Origin of the sequence: Leptospira bourretii, assembly GCF_004770145.1 — a bacterium.
Classification (GTDB): domain Bacteria; phylum Spirochaetota; class Leptospiria; order Leptospirales; family Leptospiraceae; genus Leptospira_A; species Leptospira_A bourretii.
The window spans coordinates 25105-46046 of record NZ_RQFW01000010.1 but is presented as its reverse complement, the minus strand read 5'-3'; the positions used below and the strand labels follow the sequence as shown (position 1 = coordinate 46046).

General features: G+C 38.6%; 19 protein-coding genes. 13 read left to right on the top strand and 6 right to left on the bottom strand.

Going from position 1 to position 20942, the window contains the following annotated elements; all coding sequences use genetic code 11:
• Positions 1–251: 251 nt before the first annotated feature.
• The 5 genes from EHQ47_RS05235 to EHQ47_RS05215 are packed head-to-tail and all read left to right on the top strand — an operon-like array spanning position 252 to position 4146.
• Positions 252–1037, top strand: a complete 786-nt coding sequence (locus EHQ47_RS05235) for a M23 family metallopeptidase (protein ID WP_135692768.1) — start codon at positions 252–254, stop codon at positions 1035–1037.
• A gap of 6 nt (positions 1038–1043) precedes the next feature.
• A complete protein-coding gene (locus EHQ47_RS05230; protein WP_135776710.1) occupies positions 1044–1871 on the top strand; it encodes an HAD family hydrolase in 828 nt (275 codons plus the stop codon).
• A complete protein-coding gene (rsmI, locus tag EHQ47_RS05225; RefSeq protein ID WP_135776709.1) occupies positions 1868–2554 on the top strand; it encodes a 16S rRNA (cytidine(1402)-2'-O)-methyltransferase in 687 nt (228 codons plus the stop codon). Before EHQ47_RS05230 ends, rsmI begins: the two co-directional genes overlap by 4 nt.
• A gap of 39 nt (positions 2555–2593) precedes the next feature.
• Positions 2594–3217, top strand: coding sequence for a helix-turn-helix domain-containing protein (locus tag EHQ47_RS05220; RefSeq protein WP_035983954.1), 624 nt, complete (start codon positions 2594–2596; stop codon positions 3215–3217).
• A 2-nt stretch (positions 3218–3219) separates the two neighbouring features.
• Complete coding sequence (locus EHQ47_RS05215) at positions 3220–4146, top strand: 50S ribosomal protein L11 methyltransferase (RefSeq protein WP_135692762.1); 927 nt, start codon at positions 3220–3222, stop codon at positions 4144–4146.
• Here EHQ47_RS05215 and EHQ47_RS05210 read toward each other — a convergent pair.
• Positions 4143–6257: a 7TM diverse intracellular signaling domain-containing protein gene (locus EHQ47_RS05210; RefSeq protein WP_135750009.1), complete on the bottom strand. Its 2115-nt coding sequence runs from the start codon at positions 6255–6257 to the stop codon at positions 4143–4145. The genes EHQ47_RS05215 and EHQ47_RS05210 overlap by 4 nt on opposite strands.
• Positions 6258–6362: 105 nt before the next feature.
• On the opposite strand from EHQ47_RS05210, the gene EHQ47_RS05205 reads away from it, so the two are divergent.
• Positions 6363–7739 (top strand): flavin monoamine oxidase family protein, encoded by a 1377-nt coding sequence (locus EHQ47_RS05205; RefSeq protein ID WP_135776708.1) that lies wholly within the window; start codon positions 6363–6365, stop codon positions 7737–7739.
• Positions 7740–7742: 3 nt separating this feature from the next.
• Here EHQ47_RS05205 and EHQ47_RS05200 read toward each other — a convergent pair whose 3' ends face one another.
• Positions 7743–8855, bottom strand: a complete 1113-nt coding sequence (locus tag EHQ47_RS05200; protein ID WP_135750010.1) for an acyltransferase family protein — start codon at positions 8853–8855, stop codon at positions 7743–7745.
• Positions 8856–8904: 49 nt separating this feature from the next.
• On the opposite strand from EHQ47_RS05200, the gene EHQ47_RS05195 reads away from it, so the two are divergent.
• Both EHQ47_RS05195 and EHQ47_RS05190 read left to right on the top strand, forming a co-directional pair.
• Positions 8905–9198, top strand: a complete 294-nt coding sequence (locus EHQ47_RS05195; RefSeq protein ID WP_135748077.1) for an HNH endonuclease — start codon at positions 8905–8907, stop codon at positions 9196–9198.
• A complete protein-coding gene (locus EHQ47_RS05190) occupies positions 9198–9563 on the top strand; it encodes a DUF1292 domain-containing protein (protein ID WP_100721626.1) in 366 nt (121 codons plus the stop codon). The genes EHQ47_RS05195 and EHQ47_RS05190 overlap by 1 nt, the downstream gene beginning before the upstream one ends.
• On the opposite strand, the gene EHQ47_RS05185 is transcribed toward EHQ47_RS05190, so the two are convergent.
• The 4 genes from EHQ47_RS05185 to EHQ47_RS05170 are packed head-to-tail and all read right to left on the bottom strand — an operon-like array spanning position 9547 to position 14694.
• Positions 9547–9969 carry a MaoC family dehydratase gene (locus EHQ47_RS05185; protein ID WP_135748075.1) on the bottom strand — a complete coding sequence of 141 codons (423 nt, stop codon included), beginning with the start codon at positions 9967–9969 and terminating at the stop codon, positions 9547–9549. The genes EHQ47_RS05190 and EHQ47_RS05185 overlap by 17 nt on opposite strands.
• Positions 9953–11218 (bottom strand): sensor histidine kinase, encoded by a 1266-nt coding sequence (locus EHQ47_RS05180; protein WP_135776707.1) that lies wholly within the window; start codon positions 11216–11218, stop codon positions 9953–9955. Before EHQ47_RS05180 ends, EHQ47_RS05185 begins: the two co-directional genes overlap by 17 nt.
• A 3-nt stretch (positions 11219–11221) precedes the next feature.
• Positions 11222–12796: an acyl-CoA dehydrogenase family protein gene (locus tag EHQ47_RS05175; protein ID WP_135776706.1), complete on the bottom strand. Its 1575-nt coding sequence runs from the start codon at positions 12794–12796 to the stop codon at positions 11222–11224.
• Positions 12793–14694, bottom strand: coding sequence for an AMP-dependent synthetase/ligase (locus EHQ47_RS05170; protein ID WP_135776705.1), 1902 nt, complete (start codon positions 14692–14694; stop codon positions 12793–12795). Before EHQ47_RS05170 ends, EHQ47_RS05175 begins: the two co-directional genes overlap by 4 nt.
• 118 nt (positions 14695–14812) lie before the next feature.
• On the opposite strand from EHQ47_RS05170, the gene EHQ47_RS05165 reads away from it, so the two are divergent.
• From EHQ47_RS05165 to EHQ47_RS05145, 5 genes are all read left to right on the top strand, one after another.
• Positions 14813–15412 carry a CBS domain-containing protein gene (locus tag EHQ47_RS05165; RefSeq protein ID WP_135776704.1) on the top strand — a complete coding sequence of 200 codons (600 nt, stop codon included), beginning with the start codon at positions 14813–14815 and terminating at the stop codon, positions 15410–15412.
• Positions 15413–15421: 9 nt separating this feature from the next.
• A complete protein-coding gene (locus EHQ47_RS05160) occupies positions 15422–16855 on the top strand; it encodes a sodium:solute symporter (RefSeq protein ID WP_135776703.1) in 1434 nt (477 codons plus the stop codon).
• A gap of 191 nt (positions 16856–17046) precedes the next feature.
• Positions 17047–18231, top strand: coding sequence for a 2-isopropylmalate synthase LeuA2 (gene leuA2 / locus EHQ47_RS05155; RefSeq protein WP_135748069.1), 1185 nt, complete (start codon positions 17047–17049; stop codon positions 18229–18231).
• 105 nt (positions 18232–18336) lie between these two features.
• Positions 18337–20085 carry an N-acyl-D-amino-acid deacylase family protein gene (locus EHQ47_RS05150; RefSeq protein WP_135748068.1) on the top strand — a complete coding sequence of 583 codons (1749 nt, stop codon included), beginning with the start codon at positions 18337–18339 and terminating at the stop codon, positions 20083–20085.
• Between the two features lie 47 nt (positions 20086–20132).
• Complete coding sequence (locus tag EHQ47_RS05145; protein ID WP_135748067.1) at positions 20133–20933, top strand: DUF4349 domain-containing protein; 801 nt, start codon at positions 20133–20135, stop codon at positions 20931–20933.
• The last annotated feature ends 9 nt before the right edge of the window (positions 20934–20942 follow it).

The window sequence follows — 20942 nt, the reverse complement described above, 5'->3', positions numbered from 1 at the left end:
CCATTTTCTAAAACAGGAACGAACAGTATCCAATCCTACCAGACTCTTTCTGGCGGGATTGGGAACGAAAGCTCTCTGAACACCGCTCTCTAATCTTTTTTCCCTCTGAAAAACAGATGACCTGAAAACCACTCTCAGTGTTATGTCACATAAATGCCATGAATAGGGCGGATTCCCCCGACCGTTCCCCTTGACCGGACGGGGCCCCGTGAGAATTTGGCATTGCACCAGAGTTTTTGAGGCGAAATGAGATGAAGCGAAACCGAAGTTACTATATCATTCTAGTCCTAATCCTGTTTGTAGTGACCTACTCCGCCTATGCGGCCTACCAGAAGCAAAAAAATGGTCCTGTTTTTTTGGACAACCATGTCTTCCAACGTTATAATGAGCAGTGGGGCCTTTGGGTAGACCTAAATGCCGAGAAAAAGAGCCTTCTCGAAAAGGCTTCCGAGTTTGGGATCCTGGCCCAAGAGGTAATGGAGATCAACAACCTAAAGGAATCAGACCTCAGCCGATTGAAACGATCCATTTTCTTTCCTTATTCCGCAGAATACATGCGGGGACTCCAAGAAAAAGAACTCTTCCGGGAAACTGTCGAATCTCCCATCGACCAATTCATTTGGCCAGTTCTCCCCAATCACAAATCCCGAATTTCTTCCCGGATTGGAAGACGCTGGAACACTTGGCACACTGGCCTCGACATCGCCATTCCGAAAAATTCCGTAGTCCTTGCTGCCGCCGATGGTGTTGTAGAAGAGGCTGGTCGTAGTGGTGATTATGGTCTGGCAGTCAAAATTTACCACCATGACATGAACCATTTCCATACGGTCTATGGCCATAACCAAGAGTTACTCGTAAAACCTGGAGATGTGGTTCGCAAAGGACAGATCATTGCTTTTTCTGGAAATACAGGAAAGTCCACCGGTCCGCATGTTCACTTTGAAGTTAGATTTCACAATGTGTATCTCAATCCTGAAAACTTTCTCACTCCCTATGAAGAAGGAGTTGCCACAAGCATCGTTGGATTTGCAGACTAAGTATTAGTGACTAACCTGACAAAGAACAGTTGGACGGACGAAATTTTCGACCGTCTGACAACCATCATACCCCAAACACCAGGCATTGCCTGTTTTGATTTCGATAACACACTCATTCGCAACGATTTCGGTGAAAAGATCATGGATGAACTCCTCCATGGTGGACTTACATTTGTACCAAAAGATTTATCAGAATTTTTTCGAGATAAAGAACTTTGGCGTGACCATACAAAACTGAGTCATCCAGAAAAGGAACGATTGGTTTGGGAAGAATACACCTACCAATTAAAAGAATACGGAATCGAAAGAGGATACCGCTGGACTAGTTTTATTTTCCAAGGAATGGATAAAACAGAATACTACGAAGTGTCTAGACGTGCCTGGGAAAGAGTCAATCACTACGACAAAGATTCCGGTGTGTTTCCCCAAGTGGAAATGAAAGACCTGATAGCTTATTTAAACCACCACAATTGGACCGTGTACATTGTGACCGCATCTCCTGAACCCGGAATTGCTGCCATCGCCCACCTCTTCCCCGTAGAAGAATCCAAAGTCATTGGCATGAGACAAGAATTAGGTGAAAATGGAAAATTTTCTCACAAACTCATTGAACCTTATACATATGGAGAGGGAAAAGTAAAAGCCATAGAAGAAAGAATTGGTGTGTATCCCGACTTAGCTTTTGGGGATTCCTTTAACGACTATCCTATGCTTTGCCGTGCCAAACAAATGGCCGTGGGCATCAATCGTGACAACCCAGAGTTTGCCAAAGCTTGTGCGGCCCAAGGAATTTACGTCCAACCTTATTTTACCTTTCCTCCAGTGCTGACATGAACCGACTTTATTTAGTATCTAATTCGATAGGAAATGATGAGGACCTTCCTCCCCGCACCAAAACCTTGTTAGAGGAAGCTGACTGGATCATTGGGGAAGAACAAAGGACCACTTCCACATTTTTAAAGAAGTTGGGAGTATCCAAACCCTTTGATCTAGTGAACGAACATACCTCCAGGCAAGAGATGGATGAGATCGCAATGAAACTTGCGACCACCAAAAGGACCTGTATGATCTCTGATTCGGGAAGCCCCGGACTCGAAGATCCAGGCAAATGGCTTGTCCCTCTGGCTTGGGAGATGGGTGTAGAAGTTCGTTCGGCTCCCGGACCAACTGCCCTCGTCGCTGCCCTGACCAGTTCTGGGTTTGCCACCTCCCCCTTTCTCTTTTTGGGTTTTTTGCCAAGGGAGGAAAAAGAAAGAGAACGAACCTTAAAACAATATTTGGGGCTTGGGATCACCATTGCCTTTTATGAAACACCTTACCGGGCCAAACATTGCCTGGAAACCTTGGCAAAGATCCTACCTGGGGACCGGCAAATATTCCTTGCCCTCGGAATCTCCATGGCCAACGAAACCAGTTTTCGCGGAACAGCCAAAGAAATTCACAAAAAATTTCCGCAAGGTCTGAAGCTCCCCCCGGTCTTTGTGGTGGAAGAGAAAAAAGAAAGGATCAAACGTTAGTTTCTTGACAGTACCTCTGTTATATTGGACGCTTGGACAATGGTAAGTAAAGTAGAGCAACCGAGTGACGGAATAGACCAATTGATTTCAGAGTCTGGCGATTATATAACAGATGTCGTCAAAGAAAACCTGAAACTCATCCGCCATACAAAAGGTTTTTCTTTGGATAAACTCGCAAATCGTTGTGGAGTGAGCCGTGCGATGTTATCGCAGATCGAACAAGGGAAATCGGTTCCTACGATTTCTGTGTTATGGAAAATTGCAAACGGACTCAATGTTCCTTTTTCTGAACTCCTCAAAGAAAAAAACCAAGACGGAATCCATATCCTCAAAGCGGAAAATTCCAAAGTTTTATATTCCAATTCCAAAGTCTTTGCTAGCCGTGCGCTTTTCCCATTTCTTGGAAATCGCAAAACAGAATTTTATGAACTCATTTTAAAACCTGGCGGGCATGAAGTTGCCGAACCACATAAAACAGGAACTACTGAAAACTTGGTTGTTGTTTCCGGCAAACTGCGGTTACGCGTTGGCGAAAAAGTTGTGGAACTAGAACCAAAAGATTCTGTATTTTTTAAAGCCGATGTTTCGCATGAGTATTCCAATCCAACAGACCAAGAAACTCTCATGTATCTTGTGATGGATTATACGGACGAAATAGGTTAAGATTGGAATACAGAGAACTCAAAGTCAATCTACCCAAAGAATTATCTGACAGTTTTTATGAACTGTTGGATACATTACAATGCGCTGGTTATTACGAAATTTTATTTGATGGAGAGGCTCCCAAGGAAAAAGACCAGGGCCTGATCCGAGACAATACCAACATTCGGATTTATTTGCAAACTGATGAAATTGATAAGGAATTAAAGATTCTTATCTTTTTAAAAATCAACGCACCAGACAATTCAAATGCAGAATCACGAAACATCGAAACTCGTGATTACGAAGAAGCCTATAAAGAATACTATAAACCATTCTCTATTGGAAAAAAACTTTGGGTGATTCCCACTTGGGAAAAAAACGAACCAGAGACTGTAAAACTTTGGAAACCAAGTGGTGGGATTCCACTCTTCATCAACCCTGGTGTTGCATTTGGAACAGGCCACCACGAGACCACCAAACTCATATTAGAGTATTTAGATGAATTGTACGACAAAGGTGAATTTCAATTTCAATCCGCATGTGATGTGGGAACCGGTTCTGGAATTTTATCCATAGGCCTTGCGAAATTCGGAGTTTCCAAAATTTTTGCCTTGGACATTGATCCCAATGCTGTCAAAGCAGCATGGTCTAACTGGACAGAAAATGAATACCCAAAAGGATTTCAATTCAGTGTGGAAGAATCAGGGATTGACAATCCAAAATTATCCAATACCAAATATGATTTAGCCATTGCGAACATTACTTTTGCTGTTCTTTCACAAAATATCCGTCATCTGGCAAAGATTGAAGCACCTAGGATTATTTTTTCAGGTATCATCACTGAAAAAAAAGATCAGTTTTTGAGTTTATTACAAAGCCATCTTCCAGGTAAACTCCTCTACTCCAAAGAATGGAATGAGTGGTGGGTTTTGGATTGGGTCCGAAACTAATCTTTATTCAAATACTTAATCAAACTGACTTGGTTTCCCCGATCGTTATATTCAATCCGATCAAAAACAGATTTTGTCATTAGGATTCCACGTCCATGTTGCACATGTGCTTCGTTCATTTCTTCTAATGATTTTTCCATATGTTTTTTATGATCAAAACCACGACCTTCGTCTGTGATTCGATAGGCAACAAATTCTCTATTAAAAGAATATTCGATTTTAATTCGTTTTTGGCGATACCTTGGGTCTTCTTGTCTTTTTTGTAAAAACTCCAAGTAATTTCCTTCCATAAGAGCTTTGGATTTTTCATCAAAACTAATATTTAAATTTCCATGTTCCACAGCATTGATGATGATTTCGCGAACCGATGATCTCACTTCCGTTTGTTCCACAGCAGTGAGATACTTAGCTAGTTGAGAAGTGATCTTTTGAGATACAATCTCCGCATTACGCAGATAATTGTTCATGGAAAGTTCAATTTTTTCCGAATCAATGAGTTGGATGATAGTATCCTCAAATTGAGATGACATGGTCGCCAATACTTCTCTGGTTTCGTCGAAGTTTATGTATTGTAATCGACAGTACATTTCCTTTGGTTCCTTTACATATTTTTGATCAAACTCTGTTTTAAAATTAATAATTGAACCTGTCATTTTTAAATCAGTTAATTTATCGGTGACATACATTACGTTGTAATCAGACTTTTGGTCTTTGCCAGTATAAACTAAGTCTGTAATCTTTTTGCCACGTAAGTCATCCAATCGAAAACCCATATGTTTTGATAATGCTCTGTTTGCATTGATCACCTCGAAGTTTTCATTCATCATGATGATAACTTCATCCGAACCTTGGAAAATTTCACGAAATCGTTTTTCAGATTCTTCAATTTTTAACTTTGCATGCGAAAGATCTCTAATATGATCCCTGAGACTTCTTGTTAAAAAATTGATTCGATCGGCAAGTCCAAGTGATAATAGAATGGTTTGTAAAGCTGTTCCAATTTGAATGGTCCATCTTGTGATCTGATTGTCTGGCAAAAATCCCAAACTCTTTAAAGAATACAAAAGGACACCCAAAAGAAAAAACGACCATGATATCAAAAAATAACGAGCAGCCCTTACATTGGATAGGTAAGTAGATGTTCCGCTAAAAACCATTACAAGAGCAGTTGGTACGGTGAGTAGAATGGCAGTAACCATCGCAATTCGGTAACTCAAAAAAAATGTAAAACCTGAAAACAAAAAAAGAATCCCTGCCCAAACCCACATCAATTTGGAAATTTTAGGAAGGTGTTTTTTTAAATTTAAATAATTATCTGAAAAGATAAGCCCTGTGATACAAGAAACACAAATAAAAAAAGGAAGAGAATAATTAGCCCAATAAATCCAATTAGGCCATAGGTATTGAAAAGCAAATCCATTATTAATAAAATGAAAGAAAAAAATAGAACTTACAAAAAACATATAAAAAAGATAACTTTTTTCATAAGTGAAAATATAAATAAAAAAGTTATACGCAATCATCACAAATAAGATTCCGTAAAACAATCCGAAGATCCATTGTTCTTTGTTTAATTGATCATAAAACTCACGTTCCGTCCATATACTCATTGTTAATGGAATAGTCGATTCAGAAGAAATTTTTAAATAATAAACAGAAGATACTCCTGATTTAGTTTCCAGGGGAAAAACAGGATTTCGATAATCCAAATTCCTTTCCGAAAAAGGATGTATATCCCCTAAGGTTCGAACAAACGACTTAGGAAACTCATTTCCAAAAATTTGAATTTCATCCAGAAGTGGGAAATCAAATACTAAATTCCAACGGATTGTATCTTCGGTTGGGTTTGTTACCAAAACTCGAATCCAAAAAGTCGATTTCGAAAAACCTAAATTGGGGGAACTTATTTTTTGAAATTTGGAATCCAAGGATCCATTGGTTATGGTTTCTTCCGAAATAGATTGGTCTTTGTCTTCCAAAACAAGAACATCCGACCAGATGGATTTGCCGGTAATTTCCTGCGAAAGTAAAACCGCAGGTTCCGATAACAAAATTCCAGGCAAAAACACCAGAAGACTTAAGGAAAAAATTTTTATATTCTGGAAAGACAAAGGTTACAATCTCCCAATTCGCTTAAAAAGACAGAGCTAGTAGATTGTATTTTTCTAATTTTTCTAGCCTTTTTTGTTTCCAATGTTAAAATAGGGGAAAGTTCTATGAATCGAAAAAGTTTCCTACAAAAGATGAGCGCTGTCACTTTAGGGGCAGGTCTCCTACTTCCTAAAAAATCATTCGGACAAACCACAACGATCACAACGGCCGAAACCAAACCAAAGTCTAGCGGTGGAAAAAAAGCCATTGTTCTTGGCGGAGGACTCTCGGGTCTCTATGCGGCTTACCTCTTAAAACAAACCGGCTATGATGTAACCGTCATTGAAAGAGGAGAAAAATTGGGTGGAAGGATTGCCACTTATGAAAACCCAGAATTAGGAATCTTACAAGATTTAGGTGGTGAGTGGATAGGTGAAGGCCAAACAGACATTAAAAGTTTGGTAAAACAACTGAACTTAGATTTGATTCCGGCGAGTATAACTGATCGATTTTCATTCCAAAAAACAAATGCGGATTTCTTAAAAATTTCTTCTGTATCTATAGAAACTTTAGACAAAGTCATCGATCTGCATAAATCTTTGGGAACTACACAAAAACAAGGATTAGACAAAATTAATTTTTCTTCTTATGCTAGGTACCAAGGATTAACGGAAGAGGAAATTCGTTCGATGAATGATCTTTACCGAGTGATCCTAGGTGCAGATCTCAATCAAATTTCCAGCGAATCCGTGCTAGATGATCTTTCTGCTTTACAATCAGCGCTCAAGCCAAAGTTCCAAGTGAGAGGTGGTGCCGAACGTATCATCAAAGAACTTACAAACTCATTACGAAATCAGGAATTGATTTTAGGAGAAACTGTAACCAAAGTCTCACAACAAAAAAATCAAGTCACAGTAGAATTGTCTTCTGGTAGATCCGTAAAAGGAAGTTTAGTCATCTGTGCTTTACCGGCTGCTGCAGTACTAGATATCAAATGGACCCCTGGACTACCAAAAGATTTAATTTACTCTGCATTGAGAATGCAAACTGGGAAAATTTCCAAAAACTTGAGTTTGGTTAAATCCAAAGAATCATTATCAAAACTCTTTTTATCCACAAATACAGCTGCCGAAACTTTGTATGTATCGGAAGCTGCTATCGGAACCAACGTAACGGCCGTTACTTCAATTTCAACGGGAGACAGAGCCGCTTTATTTGAAAAAGGGAGTGATCGCCAAAAAAAGAATCTGATGACTTCCTCATTGGAAGAAATTGAGAACTTAGAGTTAATTCTTGAATCTCCATTTATTTTCCATAGTTTTCAAAAAACAACAGGACGCCCAGGATTTGTATCTTTGTTTCCTCCTGGAAGTTTCGGAATTAAAGATGTTTGGGCCGAACCTTTTGAACGTGTGTATTTTGCCGGAGAACATTTGGCTTTTCATACAGGAAGTATGGATTCTGCCGTTGCCTCTGCAATCCAAGCCATAAGCAAAACATAAATTCTACTTAGTCTTTAATCCGAAAACAAAACGAAGGGGTTTTATTTTTCGGATTAAAACTTCGTATAAGAAAAAACTGACAAATAAAACAAAAAGGATATGGGAAAAAAACTTCAGCCATATCCCCCATTCAAGTTCTCTCACCCAATAAGCAAAAAATAAAGAGATTGGATGGTGGACTAAATAGATGGGAAGACTTGCCTCAATCAAATAAGATCCTAATTTTCCGTCTTTGTTACCAAATGTTTGAAACACAGAAACAAGAAAGTTTGTCCAAAGAAATGGAGAAAGAACCCATAAAAAAATATGGAGAGGTCTTAACCAAACGTTTGCATAATGGAAATAAATCCAAAGTGGATCTTCAATCTCCAAATCTCGGAATACCAAATAAACAACAATCGCCCAAATAAAAACGGAAAGTTCTTTTAATCGAGAAATAGTTTTAGGTATCAAAATACTTTTCCAATGATAACAAAAAACTCCGGAAAGAAAAAACGAAAACTGAAAGATAAAAGTAAGTTTGAAGATTCCGTAATAAGATTCTCCTTTGGAAATTTGTATATGACTTAGAAACACGACAAAAAAACAAAACCCAATTAGAATCAAATATCTAAAATAACCATGTGGAATTTGATCCCAAAGTTTTGTTTTAAAAAGAGATTTTGGAATCAAACTATAAAGAATACTAAAACAAAACAAATCAACAAGGAACCAAATATGCGAATGCTGAAAATTTTCTTTTGTAAAAAAGATTTTTAGGAACGAATAAATATCTATATTGGGATTTTTTATTTTTTCGGTTAAATAGTATTGGATGGGTGCAAGAAAAATAAGTCCAAAAATTGTTGGGACTAACACACGTTTGAACCTCGCTTCTAAATAAAAACTTCTCCCCTTTTTTTCCCAAACCATGGCCGAAAAAAAACCTGAAATCATATAGAACATTGGCATTCGATAACTATGAATCCAATAACAAAAATAAGAGAGAACATCACTCCGATCCTCAACTTGGATGGCATATTTGATCTCTGAAGCATACACGATGGCGGCATGAAACACAATTCCAAGCAAAAGTGCAAAGGATCTCAAGTTATCCAGGTAAACCAATCTTCCCATTCCTCCATCTTTTTCTTGACGAAGAGAAAAAAACAGATTTTTTTAAATTATGACGGATACACCTTCCGATTCTTTTTTTTCCGATGTGAGCGATGAAGAAATTGCAAGGGAACGAAAGAAGGCAAAAGAACTAAAAACAACTGCATGGTGGAAGAACAAACGATCTTCTGGAATTTGCCATTATTGTGGGAAAAAGTTCAAAGTGGAAGAGTTGACAATGGACCACCTAATCCCTCTTATCCGGGGTGGGAAATCGGTCAAAGCCAATCTAGTTCCCGCATGTAAAGAATGTAACTTCAAAAAAAAACATAGTCTTCCCTTTGAGAAGGAGTTTTTCTCCTAATGGATATGAAAGATTTCGGATTCCAAGGTGATGACTTTCTTCCAAGTAGAGTCACAGAAGAAATAGATCTTGTAGATGAAAAGGGCAACAACTACCAATGGGAAGTCTTTTATTCCTTTTCACAAATGGGAAATGATTATCTAGTTTTTCTACCCAGTACAGAACAAGAATTTCAATTTGTGAATGTGGAAATGGATGATCCTGATTCCGACGTCCCCGGATACATCGTCATGCGCATTGGGCAAGACGAATCGGGAGAGGAAATTTTAGAAGAAATTTTAGATGAAGACGAACTGGAAGAAATTCGCGAGTATGTTGAAGATGAAATTGGACTCGTTGGACAATTCCTCAACCGGGAGGAATGACAATAGTTTCGCCCTTACTCACTACTTCTGATTTTTGATTGGTCCAAACAATTTTCATCTTCACCGCTTTTAGTCTTTCTATTTTTTCAACAACTTCCACAAAACATGTGATAGTGTCTCCAAAGTATACTGGTTTTCTGAATTTGGTTGTTGTTTCCAATGCAACCGTTCCAAGACCCGGCAACTTCATCCCGAGCACAGGGGCAAGCAGTGAAGCAGCAAGTCCCCCATGAGCAATTCTTGTTCCGAAACTAGTTGATTTTGCGTATTCTTCATCAACATGGAGTGGATTAAAATCCCCGCTGATTCCAGCAAAAAGATATACATCCGTTTCCGTAATTGTTTTGGTAAAGGACGCAGAATCACCAATTTGAATTTCTAAAAAACTTTTACCCTTTTGATACATTTATATTTTCCTTTGGAATAACCTTTTTTGGTGAAAAGGCAAAATGATAAAACACACCTTCGTTTGGTGCAGACGAACATTCCACTTCGCGACCATTCATCTGACTGCATAACGAAAAAATCACAGACAATCCAATGGATTCTGCTTTTTTATAATTAAGGCCAGGAGGGAAACCAATCCCGTTATCTCGATATTTTAATTCATAATTAAATTGATCCATCACAACAAAATCAATTTTAATCCAAGCATCCGATTGTCCCCCAACGAATGCATGTCGAAAACTATTGGTCAACATTTCCGTGATCATAAGACCCATAGGAATTGCATCGACAATATTAAATTCTAATTTTTGGATATCGAGTTCGATGCGAATGTCTGTTCTCATATACATGAGTTTGATATTTTCTACAAGACTTGTAATGTAATCTACCGAACTAAGGCCTGACAGATTTTTACTACTATAAAGTTTTTCATGGACAAGTGCGATGGCTTTGATTCGGACAATACTTTGTTCCAAAATATCAGCAGTTTCAGGAGGAGAGGAATATACTTGGAGTTGTAAAAAAGAGATGATAACCGCTAAATTGTTTTTCACTCTGTGATGGACTTCTGTTAGCAAAGTTTCATTTTCCCTCAGAGACCGTTCCAGTTTGGATTGGTTTTCCATATAACTAGTCATATCAGTAATGACAGCTACAGCCTTATTAGCACTTCCATCTTTTGTTGGGATAAAAAGTCGATGTTCCAACGCCCATCTAATTTTCCCATCTAACATACAAATACGATACAATAAACCAGTATGATTTTCTCGCAATTGATTCATCCAAATATTTGTCATCCGAGCCCTATCACTTTCGTGGACACGTTCGATTAAAAGTTCTGGATGAATGAGAATTTCTTTTGTTGGGATATCAAATAAACGAGAAACTTGTTCACTTAAAAAATCTATTTTCCAAGTATCCAAATTAAAAACGATAACTGCATCTTCAATCCGTTCTACAATCACTTGGAAAAGTTGGTCAGACTCTATTTTTTCAAATAAAACATGTTTTTGTCTTCTGAGCGCCTGGGCCAAAAGTATAAAAATGATGACTGCAGATACAGTCACAAATCCCCAACCTTTCAAACTTTGGAATTCTCTTATATCTTCAGGGGATTTGAATATAAGAGAAATCGCATAGTCTGAAAAGTAAATCCAGACGTAGCCGAATAACAAATAAAAAAATGCAATTCGGCTAGCGGCTTTCATGGGTTACAAAAGTTCCTGAAGGGAGTGGAAACGCTCATGAACCGTTTCCTCAATTGATTTCCCTAATTGAGAATAAGAATCCCAAAGTTGGGTCAATTTTTCGGGAACATAATGAGAAAGTCGAGTGAATGACATAAGATACTTGCCCACAAGATAATACGAAAGTAACTTTCGATCCATCAATTTTTCATCACGAGAATAGTATTCTGTCGATTTATGAGTGTCAATTTCTGAAAGAGAAAGGATCACAAAAATGGACAAAACGTCTGCAAATGCAAATTCGACTGATTGTTGTTTTTTTCGATTTGGTTCTCCATCCATAGAAAGTATGATTTCAAAAAGTACATTTTGAATTTTGTCTGCTAGGCTAGACTCTATTTCTAATTTAGAAAAATCTTTTAAAAACTTTTCTTTTCCTGGATATAAAGATGAAATGATGGAACGTTGAATTTCGCTGGTTCCACCGCCAATAGTGCCCAATTTTACGTCTCTGTAAAATCTTTCTACAGAGTATTCCTTCATATAACCATAACCACCAAACAACTGCACAGAATCTTTTGCGACATCCTCTGCAATTTCCGAAGATATGAGTTTTCCCAAACTACTTTCTAATGGAGAGGCAACACCTCGATCCTTTCGTTCCGCCACCCAATATATCAATCTTCGTGCCGCTTGGATATAAACCCAGTTCCTAACTAGAATATCACGCATTCCATAAAAACTTGAAATTGGTTTTCCGAATTGTACCCTTTCGTTCGCATAACGTAGTCCTTTACGAAAACAAAATTCCATGGCACCTGCAAGTCCTGCCACAAAAACAGTTCTTTCCCATTCCAAAGTTTCTTTCCCGATCCGCATAAACCCTGTATTAATTGGTCCGAGTAAATTTTCTTTTGGAATGATCATATCCTCAAACACAAGTTCAGCGGTCATGGAAGTATGATGACCTAATTTTTTTAAAACCTTACTTACCTTAAATCCAGGAGTATGACTTTCTACGATGAAAGCAGAAATCCCCATTGGCCCTCTTCCTTTTTCAGAAGTACGTGCCATCACAACAAATACTTGGCCAACGGGACCATTGGTGATGTACATTTTTGTGCCATTCAATTTCCAACCACCTTCCACTTCCTCTGCTTTTGTTAAAAGAGAAGCTGCATCGGATCCGGAAGCTGGTTCAGTGAGAGCAAATCCTGCCATCCATTCTCCGGAAGCGAGTTTAGGAAGGTATTTAGATTTTTGTTCGTTTGTGCCTTGGAAAATAATCGGCATTGTTCCAATGACTAAGTGGGCAACCCAGGAAAGCCCCATTCCGCCATCTAACGAACCTGATGCGAATGCATCGGTTGCAATGGAACACTGTAAACAACTTGCGCCCTCCCCACCAAAATCCGATGGGATGGTAAGTCCTGTTAAACCAGCTTTACTAAATTCTTTCCATAATTCATCCGACCAGATTTCTTTTTCATCTCTTTCTTCTGCAGAGGGGAAAACTTTATCTTCCGAAAATTGGAAAACCGTGTTGTAAAAACTTCTTTCCTCCTCATTAAGATAGGGATTCAGTTTTGGGTGTATCATTGGTAAATTCCTTCAATTTGTTTTGAGAATACATCCGAAATGACATTTCTTTTCATTTTTAAAGTTCGTGTCATTTCGACATCGGGATCAAAGGGTCGAGGAACCACATAAAAATTGTTAGCTGGTATCATCTCAAATCCTTTGAATCCGTTTTCGCGAGAAATAATGCGTGAAATTTCGGCTCGGTATAATTCCCGAACCTTAGGATTGGTATTCCATTCCCCTGCTTGTTCTTTCGAAAGGCCGGGAATCTTTGTTTCTAATGCTTCAAAGTTAGGGACAATGAGAGCACCAAGTGTTTTTTTGTCATGACCCACAACCATTACTTGGTCGATGAAGGAGGAAGTTAATAGTTTGTCCTCAATCGGGATGGGTTCTACGTTTTCTCCACCAATCAGAGCAATGGTATCTTTCGAACGACCGGCAAAAACCAATTCATTTCGATGGGAGATCATCATTAGGTCTCCAGTATCAAAAAAACCTTCTGCATCAAAAACAACTTGGTTGAGTTCTGGACGTTTGTAGTAACCTTTTAAAATTTGTTTTGATTTGATCCAAAGAGTTCCTTTTGCACCAACATCTGTTAGTATCTTACCAGTCTCATCCTTTAGTCGAATTTGATAACCAGCAATGGGAATCCCGACAGTACCTTTGGTTGGTTTTGTATTGGACCGAATGGAAACCACAGCGGAAGTTTCTGTCATCCCATATCCTTCCAGAACCTTTAGTCCTATGGCAGATAAAAATCCATCCACAACACTCGGAAGAGCAGAACCAGCAGAAATACAGATCCGAATCCTTCCTCCCAAAGCTTTATGAATGGCAGAAAAAATTTGAATGCTAACGAGTTTTAATGGAAAGAGAAAAACTAAAATCAAAAACGCATAGGTTCTTTTTGCCACCGACACAATAATATTTGGTTTTTTAATTTCAAATTCGAAACCAAAACACATTGCATAATAATGCGCCCAAGTAGAACCAAACCTCAAAAAGAAATGGAATAACTTTTCTTTAAATCCACCTTCTTTTGCTACTTTGGCAATGATTCCGTTGTATACTGATTCCCAGATTCTTGGTACCGAAGGAAAAATTGTAGGACGAAAATCACGAAGATCATCTTTTAACGATGACATATTCGAAACTAAAAAGTCGATCCCAAGAAAGATTCCTGCATATTCTATGGCTCTTTCAAATGCATGCCATGGAGGGAGTAAACTGACAGCATTGTCGTTGGAATTCATATCCAATCGAGAAATTGTATTTTGAATGGCGGTGATCCATCCTTTTTGAGATAACATTACACCCTTAGGATTTCCCGTGGTTCCAGAAGTATAAATCAAAGTGGCAAGTGCATCCGGATCAGTCTGACGAATTCTATCCTCTAATGTTTGTTTGCCGTTCCTTCCCCATTTTTCCTTTCCTTTTTCGGCAATCGATAGGATGGAATTTTCACCCTCATACAAATCACCTTGGTCAGTCTCCAAAATAAAAATTTGTTTTAGGTGTGGAAGTTCGCCTAACAAATCATCAATTCGTTTTTTATCTTTTGGTTTTTGAACCACTAGGAACTTTGCTTCCGAATGATTTAGAATATAAAGAATCTCTTCCCTGACAATGTCTGTTCCCCTCGGCACAACCACTGCCCCAGAAGTTAAAATGGCAAAGTCTGTCCGAAGCCAATTGACAGTGGCATCACAGAAAAATCCAATTCGGTCTCCAACTTCCACTCCTAGTTCGATAAAACCCAAACTCAAGTGATCGACAAACTGTTTCAGATCTCCGAAGCTGATTCCAGGGAATTCCTTTGCCGATTTTCGTTTCCGAAAGGAAACTTTATTTGGCAGAGTTTCAGCGACGTGGGCGAGGGCTTGGTAGAGGTTGTCGTAGTTTTGGGTCATGGATTTTACCTTTTCGTATGGAACTTTTCGGAAATGTAGGATGGATAAAAAACCACTGTTCGTTTTTTGCAAGTTTTTTCTTATTTTTGACAAACTTTTCAGATAGGTAGGCACAATTATGTTCTTTTGGATTCACGATGGACGCATTTTACCCAATCCACCGGCGACTTATGCCGATCGGGTCCACAAAATCCACCCTGGAGGGAAGTCATCCCCCGTTTCGGGAAAGGAAGAAGACAGGTCTCCACCTCCCACCACTTCTTTTTTGCATCGTTCCCCGGGGGATGTGTACAAGGAATCAGCCGGCCAAACGGAAAAACCTGTTTATTTCCTGCATGAGATCATGTCAAAACCTGCCTACAGCCTTCCCTCTTCCGAAACCATCTCCAATTGTTTGGACTTTATGTTGGAAAAAGGAATCCGACACCTTCCCATCACTGACGATTTGGGTGCTCTTGTTGGTTTTGTTTCCGATCGGGACATTTTAGAAAAAAGTAAGTCTTACGAGAGAGATTGGCCCATTTCAGATATCATGACCAAGCGAGTGTTAGTTGGTTCACCTGGATCAGAAATTAGAGGGGTAACCAAAGTACTTTTAGAAGAAAGAATTGGATGTATTCCTGTGGTAGATGACGATAATCATCCTATTGGTATGATCACACGTTCGGATTTACTTCGATTGTTATTGAAATATCCAAATTTAAATATCATTGCCTAAAGGAATTCTATGATTTGGGATTTATTCGTTCTTGTTTTTTATTTTATTATCGTTTTTTATTTTGGATTTCATTTTGCAAAAAACAACCAAAAAGAAGAAGATTTTTATTTAGCTAAAAAAGAAATCCATTGGATTTTTCTTCTACTTTCTCTTGTTGCAACAGAAACTTCAAGTTTAACATTTTTAAGTATTCCTTCGTTATCATTTAAAGGTGATTATAGGTTCCTCGAAATTGCCTTTGGGTATTTAATTGGAAGAACCATCGTTGCCTTATATCTTTTGCCATCTTATTTTTCAGGTAATACCATTTCTGTTTACGAGTACGTAGGGAATCGGTTTGGCAAATCTCCTCAAAAAACAATATCTCTTGTGTTTACCGTTTCTCGACTTTTGGGAGATGGAATCAGATTGTATGTCAGTTCCTTACCAATTGCTTTTTTATTGGAAAGGATGGGTTTAAATTTTTCATCGGAACTTCTGGGGATGTTCGCCCTCACCATTCTTAGCATTGTTACCATCATTTACTCTGTAGTTGGAGGATTTCGTGCTATTGTATTTACCGATGTTTTACAATGGTTTATTTATATCCTCGGTGGAATTTTTGCTTTAGGACTTCTTGTTTCCAAACTGGACATTCAGTTGGGAGAAAGTGTCAGCCAATTACAAAATTTAGGTAAGTTGAACTTTTTGGTTTTGGATTACTTACCCTCGGGAGACAATAGTTATTTTATCATATTTGCATTGATAGGTGGTGCTTTTATCTCCATTGGATCTCACGGAACAGACCTAATGCTTGTTCAACGAGTTATTGCCACAAAAAATTTGGTCTCAGGGCAAAAGATTTTAATTGGAAGTGCAATTGTTGTCATCTTACAATTTGTTCTTTTTCTTTTGATCGGGTCTTTTCTATATTTATTTTATCTTGGCCAGAACATGGCTCCAGATAAAGTATTTAGCCAATTCATTATCAATGAAGTTCCTTCTCCTTTCCTTGGAATCCTTGTTGCTGCCATCCTTGCCAGTGCCATGTCCACATTGAGTTCCACGATCAACTCCCTTTCTTTGACTTGGGCTAGGGATTGGGAAATGGACCGGTGGTTTAGTCCAAAAGTCCTTTCCCTCTTTTTTGGAATCACCCTTTTTGGTTCTAGCCTCATTCCTTACTTTCTCATTCAGACTTGGGAGAAAGGTATATTAGAAATGGGGCTTACCATCTTTTCCTATACACTGGGGCCTTCCATTGCGGTATTCTTTTTAGCACGTGGGAAAGCCAATTTGCCCGTTTCTGGATTTGTATTTTCGGCTTTTTTTCTCCTAAGCATTCTTTCCACAGTAGCCATTGGACTTGGATTTCAAATTTCCTTTACCCTTCTTGTTCCCATTGGATTTGGAACTTTGTTAGTTCTTGTGCAAATTTCTCACTTCTTTCGTAAAAAAAATTGACAGGAAATTGGTATGTGTTCGTCTAAAAGTTAAGTATGAAATTATCTGCTAACATTCAGTCACTCCTCCTCCTCGAACTTTTATAGATCGAGGGAGAACGTGCTGTGTGACAAAGCCCACTCCCAACCGGGAAGTGGGCTTTTTTTATTTTGGGTCCTCCCGGTGGTAGTGGCAGCGGATGTGGAGGAACCATGAAACCAAATCAAATCAAAATCCAAGACGTTACCTTGCGGGACGGAAACCAAGCCTTAAGAAAACCGTGGACCTTAGATGAAAAAATCGAAGTCTTCGACTTACTTGTCGGATTGAATGTAGATGGAATTGAAGTGGGATTCCCCTCTTCTAATGAAACAGAATTTGTAGCAAGTAAAACCTTAGCCAAACGAGCGCCAGTTGGAAAACCGATTGCTGGATTATCAAGAGCAAACGAAACAGAAATCGCCAAAACTTGGGAAGCCATTCAATATGCAAACAAACCGAGAATGCATATTGTGTATCCAGTCAGTGATTTTTCCATTCGTAATGTTTTAAAAATTTCTGAAAAAGAAGTCATCCAAAAGATTCAAAAATCAGTTTCCTTTGCGAGATCCATAGTGGGACCAGAAGTGGAGATCCAATTCTCGGGGGAACATTTTGGGGATGCGATTGAAAATTTTGCGTTCACGAAAGAAGCATTTTTTTCTGCAATTGAAGCAGGTGCCAATATCATCAACTTGCCCAATACCGTGGAAAGATATCGACCGATGGTATTTGTCAATATGGTGAAAGAAATGAAGGAGTTTATTGGAAATAGAGCCAAAGTTTCAGTTCACACACACAATGATTTAGGTATGGCCACTGCCACGTCAGTAGAATGTGTTTATGTGGGTGCTGAACAAATTGAGGTGGCATTGAATGGACTTGGAGAACGAGCGGGTAATACAAATTTGTATGAAACTTGTATCGCCTTACATCAAAATGGTGAAAATTTAGCAATTAACTTCCAAAGAATTTATCCTACTGCCAAACGAATTGCTGAAATGACAGGCATTCCCATTGGAGAAAAAACACCAATCATAGGAGATGATATTTTTTCCCATCGATCGGGGATCCACCAAGACGGTGTAGCAAAGACCATCAAACAATCAAAAGGTGCATATCGAACTTTTTCTCCCGAATTTGTCGGTAGGAATGATGCAGAAACCATCTCGTTTACCAACCAATCAGGCCATAGGGCAATCCAGTTTTTATTGGAAAACCGAGGGATTTTTGTGCCCCAAGCAAAAGTGCATGAGTTATTTGAGACAGCTAAATCCATTTCTTCAAAAGAAAACAACAGAGAAATCACCGAAGCAGAGTTAGTGGATTTGGCGACAGGTTTGGTGGCTTCTCTCTGAACAAAGAGAGATTTCGTCCAGAGAATCTTTTGAGTGATTCTTAACGAATCATTGACAAATCTTTGTCAATCTGCCATAATTTCGTTTGGTTTTTCCGGAGGTATCATGGCAGACACTCTCATCAAACAGGCGAGAATTTTCGACGGTAGCACAAATCCATCCTTTGTTGGTGACTTACGTATCAAAGATGGGGTTGTTACATCCATCTCAAAAACAGAACTAAGTCCAAAGCCTGGGGAAACAGTTGTCGATGCAAAAGGTCTTTGGCTGACACCAGGATTCATTGACTTTCATACACATTATGATGCTGAAATTGAAATGTCGCCAGACCTTTCGGAATCCGTGCGCCATGGAATTACCACTATTTCACTCGGAAGTTGTTCTTTAAGTTTAGCGGTTGGTGATCCAACTGATTTAGCTGACATGTTTAGTCGTGTGGAAGCAATTCCCAGGAAGAATGTTTTATCCATTCTCGAAAGTAAAAAAAATTGGAACTCTGCATTAGAATACAAAAAACATTTAAACAATATGCCCCTTGGGCCCAATGTTACTTCCTTTGCAGGTCACTCTGCCATTCGCGCTCATGTTATGGGACTCGAACGATCTTTGACAAAAGGAGAAGTTCCCACAAAACAAGAGTTAGAAAGAATGAACCAAATTCTCGAAGAAGCACTTGATGCCGGTTTTATGGGTCTCTCTATCAATACTCTGGTATGGGATAAGATGGATGGATCACGATTTCGATCAAGACCTCTCCCTTCTACTTTTGCCAATTGGAGCGAATACCAATACTTAAACAAAACATTGAGAAAAAGAGGAAAGGTTTTCCAAGGTGTTCCGAATGTTTCAACAAAAATCAATGTTTTGATGTTTTTAAAAGAAGCCTTTGGATTATTCCGCAAACCACTTAAAACAACAATCATCTCTCTTATGGATGTTAAGTTTGATCCAGGTTTGTATAAACTTCTTGGACTCATCGGTAGGATCACAAATACTATTTTCAAATCTGACTTTAAGTTTCAAGCCCTTCCAGAACCTTTCGATTTATATGCAGACGGAATGGATGTGGTTGTCTTTGAAGAATTTGCTGCCGGTGCCAAAGCAAATCACATTGAAGATGAATTAGAAAGAAAACAACTGATGAAAGATCCAAGTTATAGGGATTGGTTTAAACGCCAATGGACCAATTGGTTTTTACCAAGAGTATTCCATCGTAATTTCAAAGAAACTAAGATCGTAGATGCTCCTGACAAATCTCTGATTGGAAAATCAATTGATGATGTTGCCAAAGAGAAAGGTGTTCATTCCGTTACAGCATTTCTTGATCTTGTGGCAGAACATGGAAATAAAGTACGTTGGTATACTGTAATGGCAAATCATAGGAAGGAACCATTACAAAAAATTGTATCCTATCCTGACATTTTGATCGGTTTTTCTGATGCAGGTGCTCACTTACGAGGAATGGCACACTACAATTTTCCACTTCGAATGTTAAAACTAGTGAGAGATGCAGAACTCGAAAAAAAACCTTTTATGACAATGGAAAAAGCAGTCCATCGACTAACAGGAGAAATTGGAGATTGGTTTGGAATTGATGCAGGATACATCAAAGAAGGAAAACGAGCCGACTTAGTTTTAATCGATCCAAATAAATTGGACGAGTCTCTTGCCAGAGATGTGGAAGCTCCGATGCCATTTATGGAAGACTTCAAACGTTGGGTTCGTCGTAACGACGATACTGTGAAAAAAGTGTATATCAACGGGAAGCTGGCAATTGACCAAGGAAAACCAGTCACTGCACTTGGAAAAGAAAAAGGTTATGGTAGCTTTTTAGAATCCACTATCGGAACATAAAAAAGATTTGCGATTGGATACTGGGAGGAATACACTCAGTATCCACCATGGGAATCTTTAAAAAACTTTTTTCCTTCGTATTTTTCCTCAGCGTTTCCTTCCTTTTTGTAGCCTGTTCTTCTTCAAAAGAGATGGGACGCGAAAATAAATCATTCAGTCGTTCCTATAATGACGGTATAGACAATATTTCTGCTGCACCCATTGCCACTCCCTCAGGAGAGGCAAACCAAAACAGTCCCAAAGTCCACAAACGAATGATGGTGTATTCGGTGAATGTTAACTTGCAGTCAAAAGAAATTGAAGCAAAAGTAACCGAGGTCATCAAACTTGCAGAATCTTATGGAGGTTATGCGCTGCAATATAGTTCCAACGGAAGTGTTCAGCTAAAAATCCCAGCAGACAAACTAAAACAGTTTTTATCTACCTTACGAAACCAGTCACAAAACTATTCCGAAGAAGTATCAGCACAGGATGTAACAGAGGATTACACTGATACAGAAATCCGAATGGAGAATTCTCTTAAAATGAGAGTTCGACTTTTGGAAATACTAAAATCTGCAAAAACTTTGGAAGAAACGCTAAAAGTCGAAGCAGAATTAAATAAAGTTTCCGAATCCATTGAAAGGTGGGAGGGAAAATTAAAATACCTTTCCAGTTCAGTTCAATTATCCTCTGTTCATGTACAAGTGCGTCAAAAATGGGAACCAGTGGTTCAAAAAGAATACAAACCTGGTCCACTAGGGTTACCTTTTTATTATCTTTATCTAGGACTTGGAAAAGTAAAAGACGGAATCATTTGGATGTTTGTGCAAGAAATTCCAAAAGAAAAAACAGAACTCCCTGAATGAAAATTTTTC

Excerpts from the sequence above, each read along its gene's own strand:
- EHQ47_RS05235 (WP_135692768.1), top strand. The coding sequence starts at position 252 with ATGAAGCGAAACCGAAGTTACTATATCATTCTAGTCCTAATCCTGTTT.
- rsmI (WP_135776709.1), top strand. The coding sequence starts at position 1,868 with ATGAACCGACTTTATTTAGTATCTAATTCGATAGGAAATGATGAGGAC.
- EHQ47_RS05220 (WP_035983954.1), top strand. The coding sequence starts at position 2,594 with ATGGTAAGTAAAGTAGAGCAACCGAGTGACGGAATAGACCAATTGATT.
- EHQ47_RS05205 (WP_135776708.1), top strand. The coding sequence starts at position 6,363 with ATGAATCGAAAAAGTTTCCTACAAAAGATGAGCGCTGTCACTTTAGGG.
- EHQ47_RS05200 (WP_135750010.1), bottom strand. The coding sequence starts at position 8,855 with ATGGGAAGATTGGTTTACCTGGATAACTTGAGATCCTTTGCACTTTTG.
- EHQ47_RS05195 (WP_135748077.1), top strand. The coding sequence starts at position 8,905 with ATGACGGATACACCTTCCGATTCTTTTTTTTCCGATGTGAGCGATGAA.
- EHQ47_RS05190 (WP_100721626.1), top strand. The coding sequence starts at position 9,198 with ATGGATATGAAAGATTTCGGATTCCAAGGTGATGACTTTCTTCCAAGT.
- EHQ47_RS05185 (WP_135748075.1), bottom strand. The coding sequence starts at position 9,969 with ATGTATCAAAAGGGTAAAAGTTTTTTAGAAATTCAAATTGGTGATTCT.
- EHQ47_RS05180 (WP_135776707.1), bottom strand. The coding sequence starts at position 11,218 with ATGAAAGCCGCTAGCCGAATTGCATTTTTTTATTTGTTATTCGGCTAC.
- EHQ47_RS05175 (WP_135776706.1), bottom strand. The coding sequence starts at position 12,796 with ATGATACACCCAAAACTGAATCCCTATCTTAATGAGGAGGAAAGAAGT.
- EHQ47_RS05170 (WP_135776705.1), bottom strand. The coding sequence starts at position 14,694 with ATGACCCAAAACTACGACAACCTCTACCAAGCCCTCGCCCACGTCGCT.
- EHQ47_RS05165 (WP_135776704.1), top strand. The coding sequence starts at position 14,813 with ATGTTCTTTTGGATTCACGATGGACGCATTTTACCCAATCCACCGGCG.
- EHQ47_RS05160 (WP_135776703.1), top strand. The coding sequence starts at position 15,422 with ATGATTTGGGATTTATTCGTTCTTGTTTTTTATTTTATTATCGTTTTT.
- leuA2 (WP_135748069.1), top strand. The coding sequence starts at position 17,047 with ATGAAACCAAATCAAATCAAAATCCAAGACGTTACCTTGCGGGACGGA.
- EHQ47_RS05150 (WP_135748068.1), top strand. The coding sequence starts at position 18,337 with ATGGCAGACACTCTCATCAAACAGGCGAGAATTTTCGACGGTAGCACA.
- EHQ47_RS05145 (WP_135748067.1), top strand. The coding sequence starts at position 20,133 with ATGGGAATCTTTAAAAAACTTTTTTCCTTCGTATTTTTCCTCAGCGTT.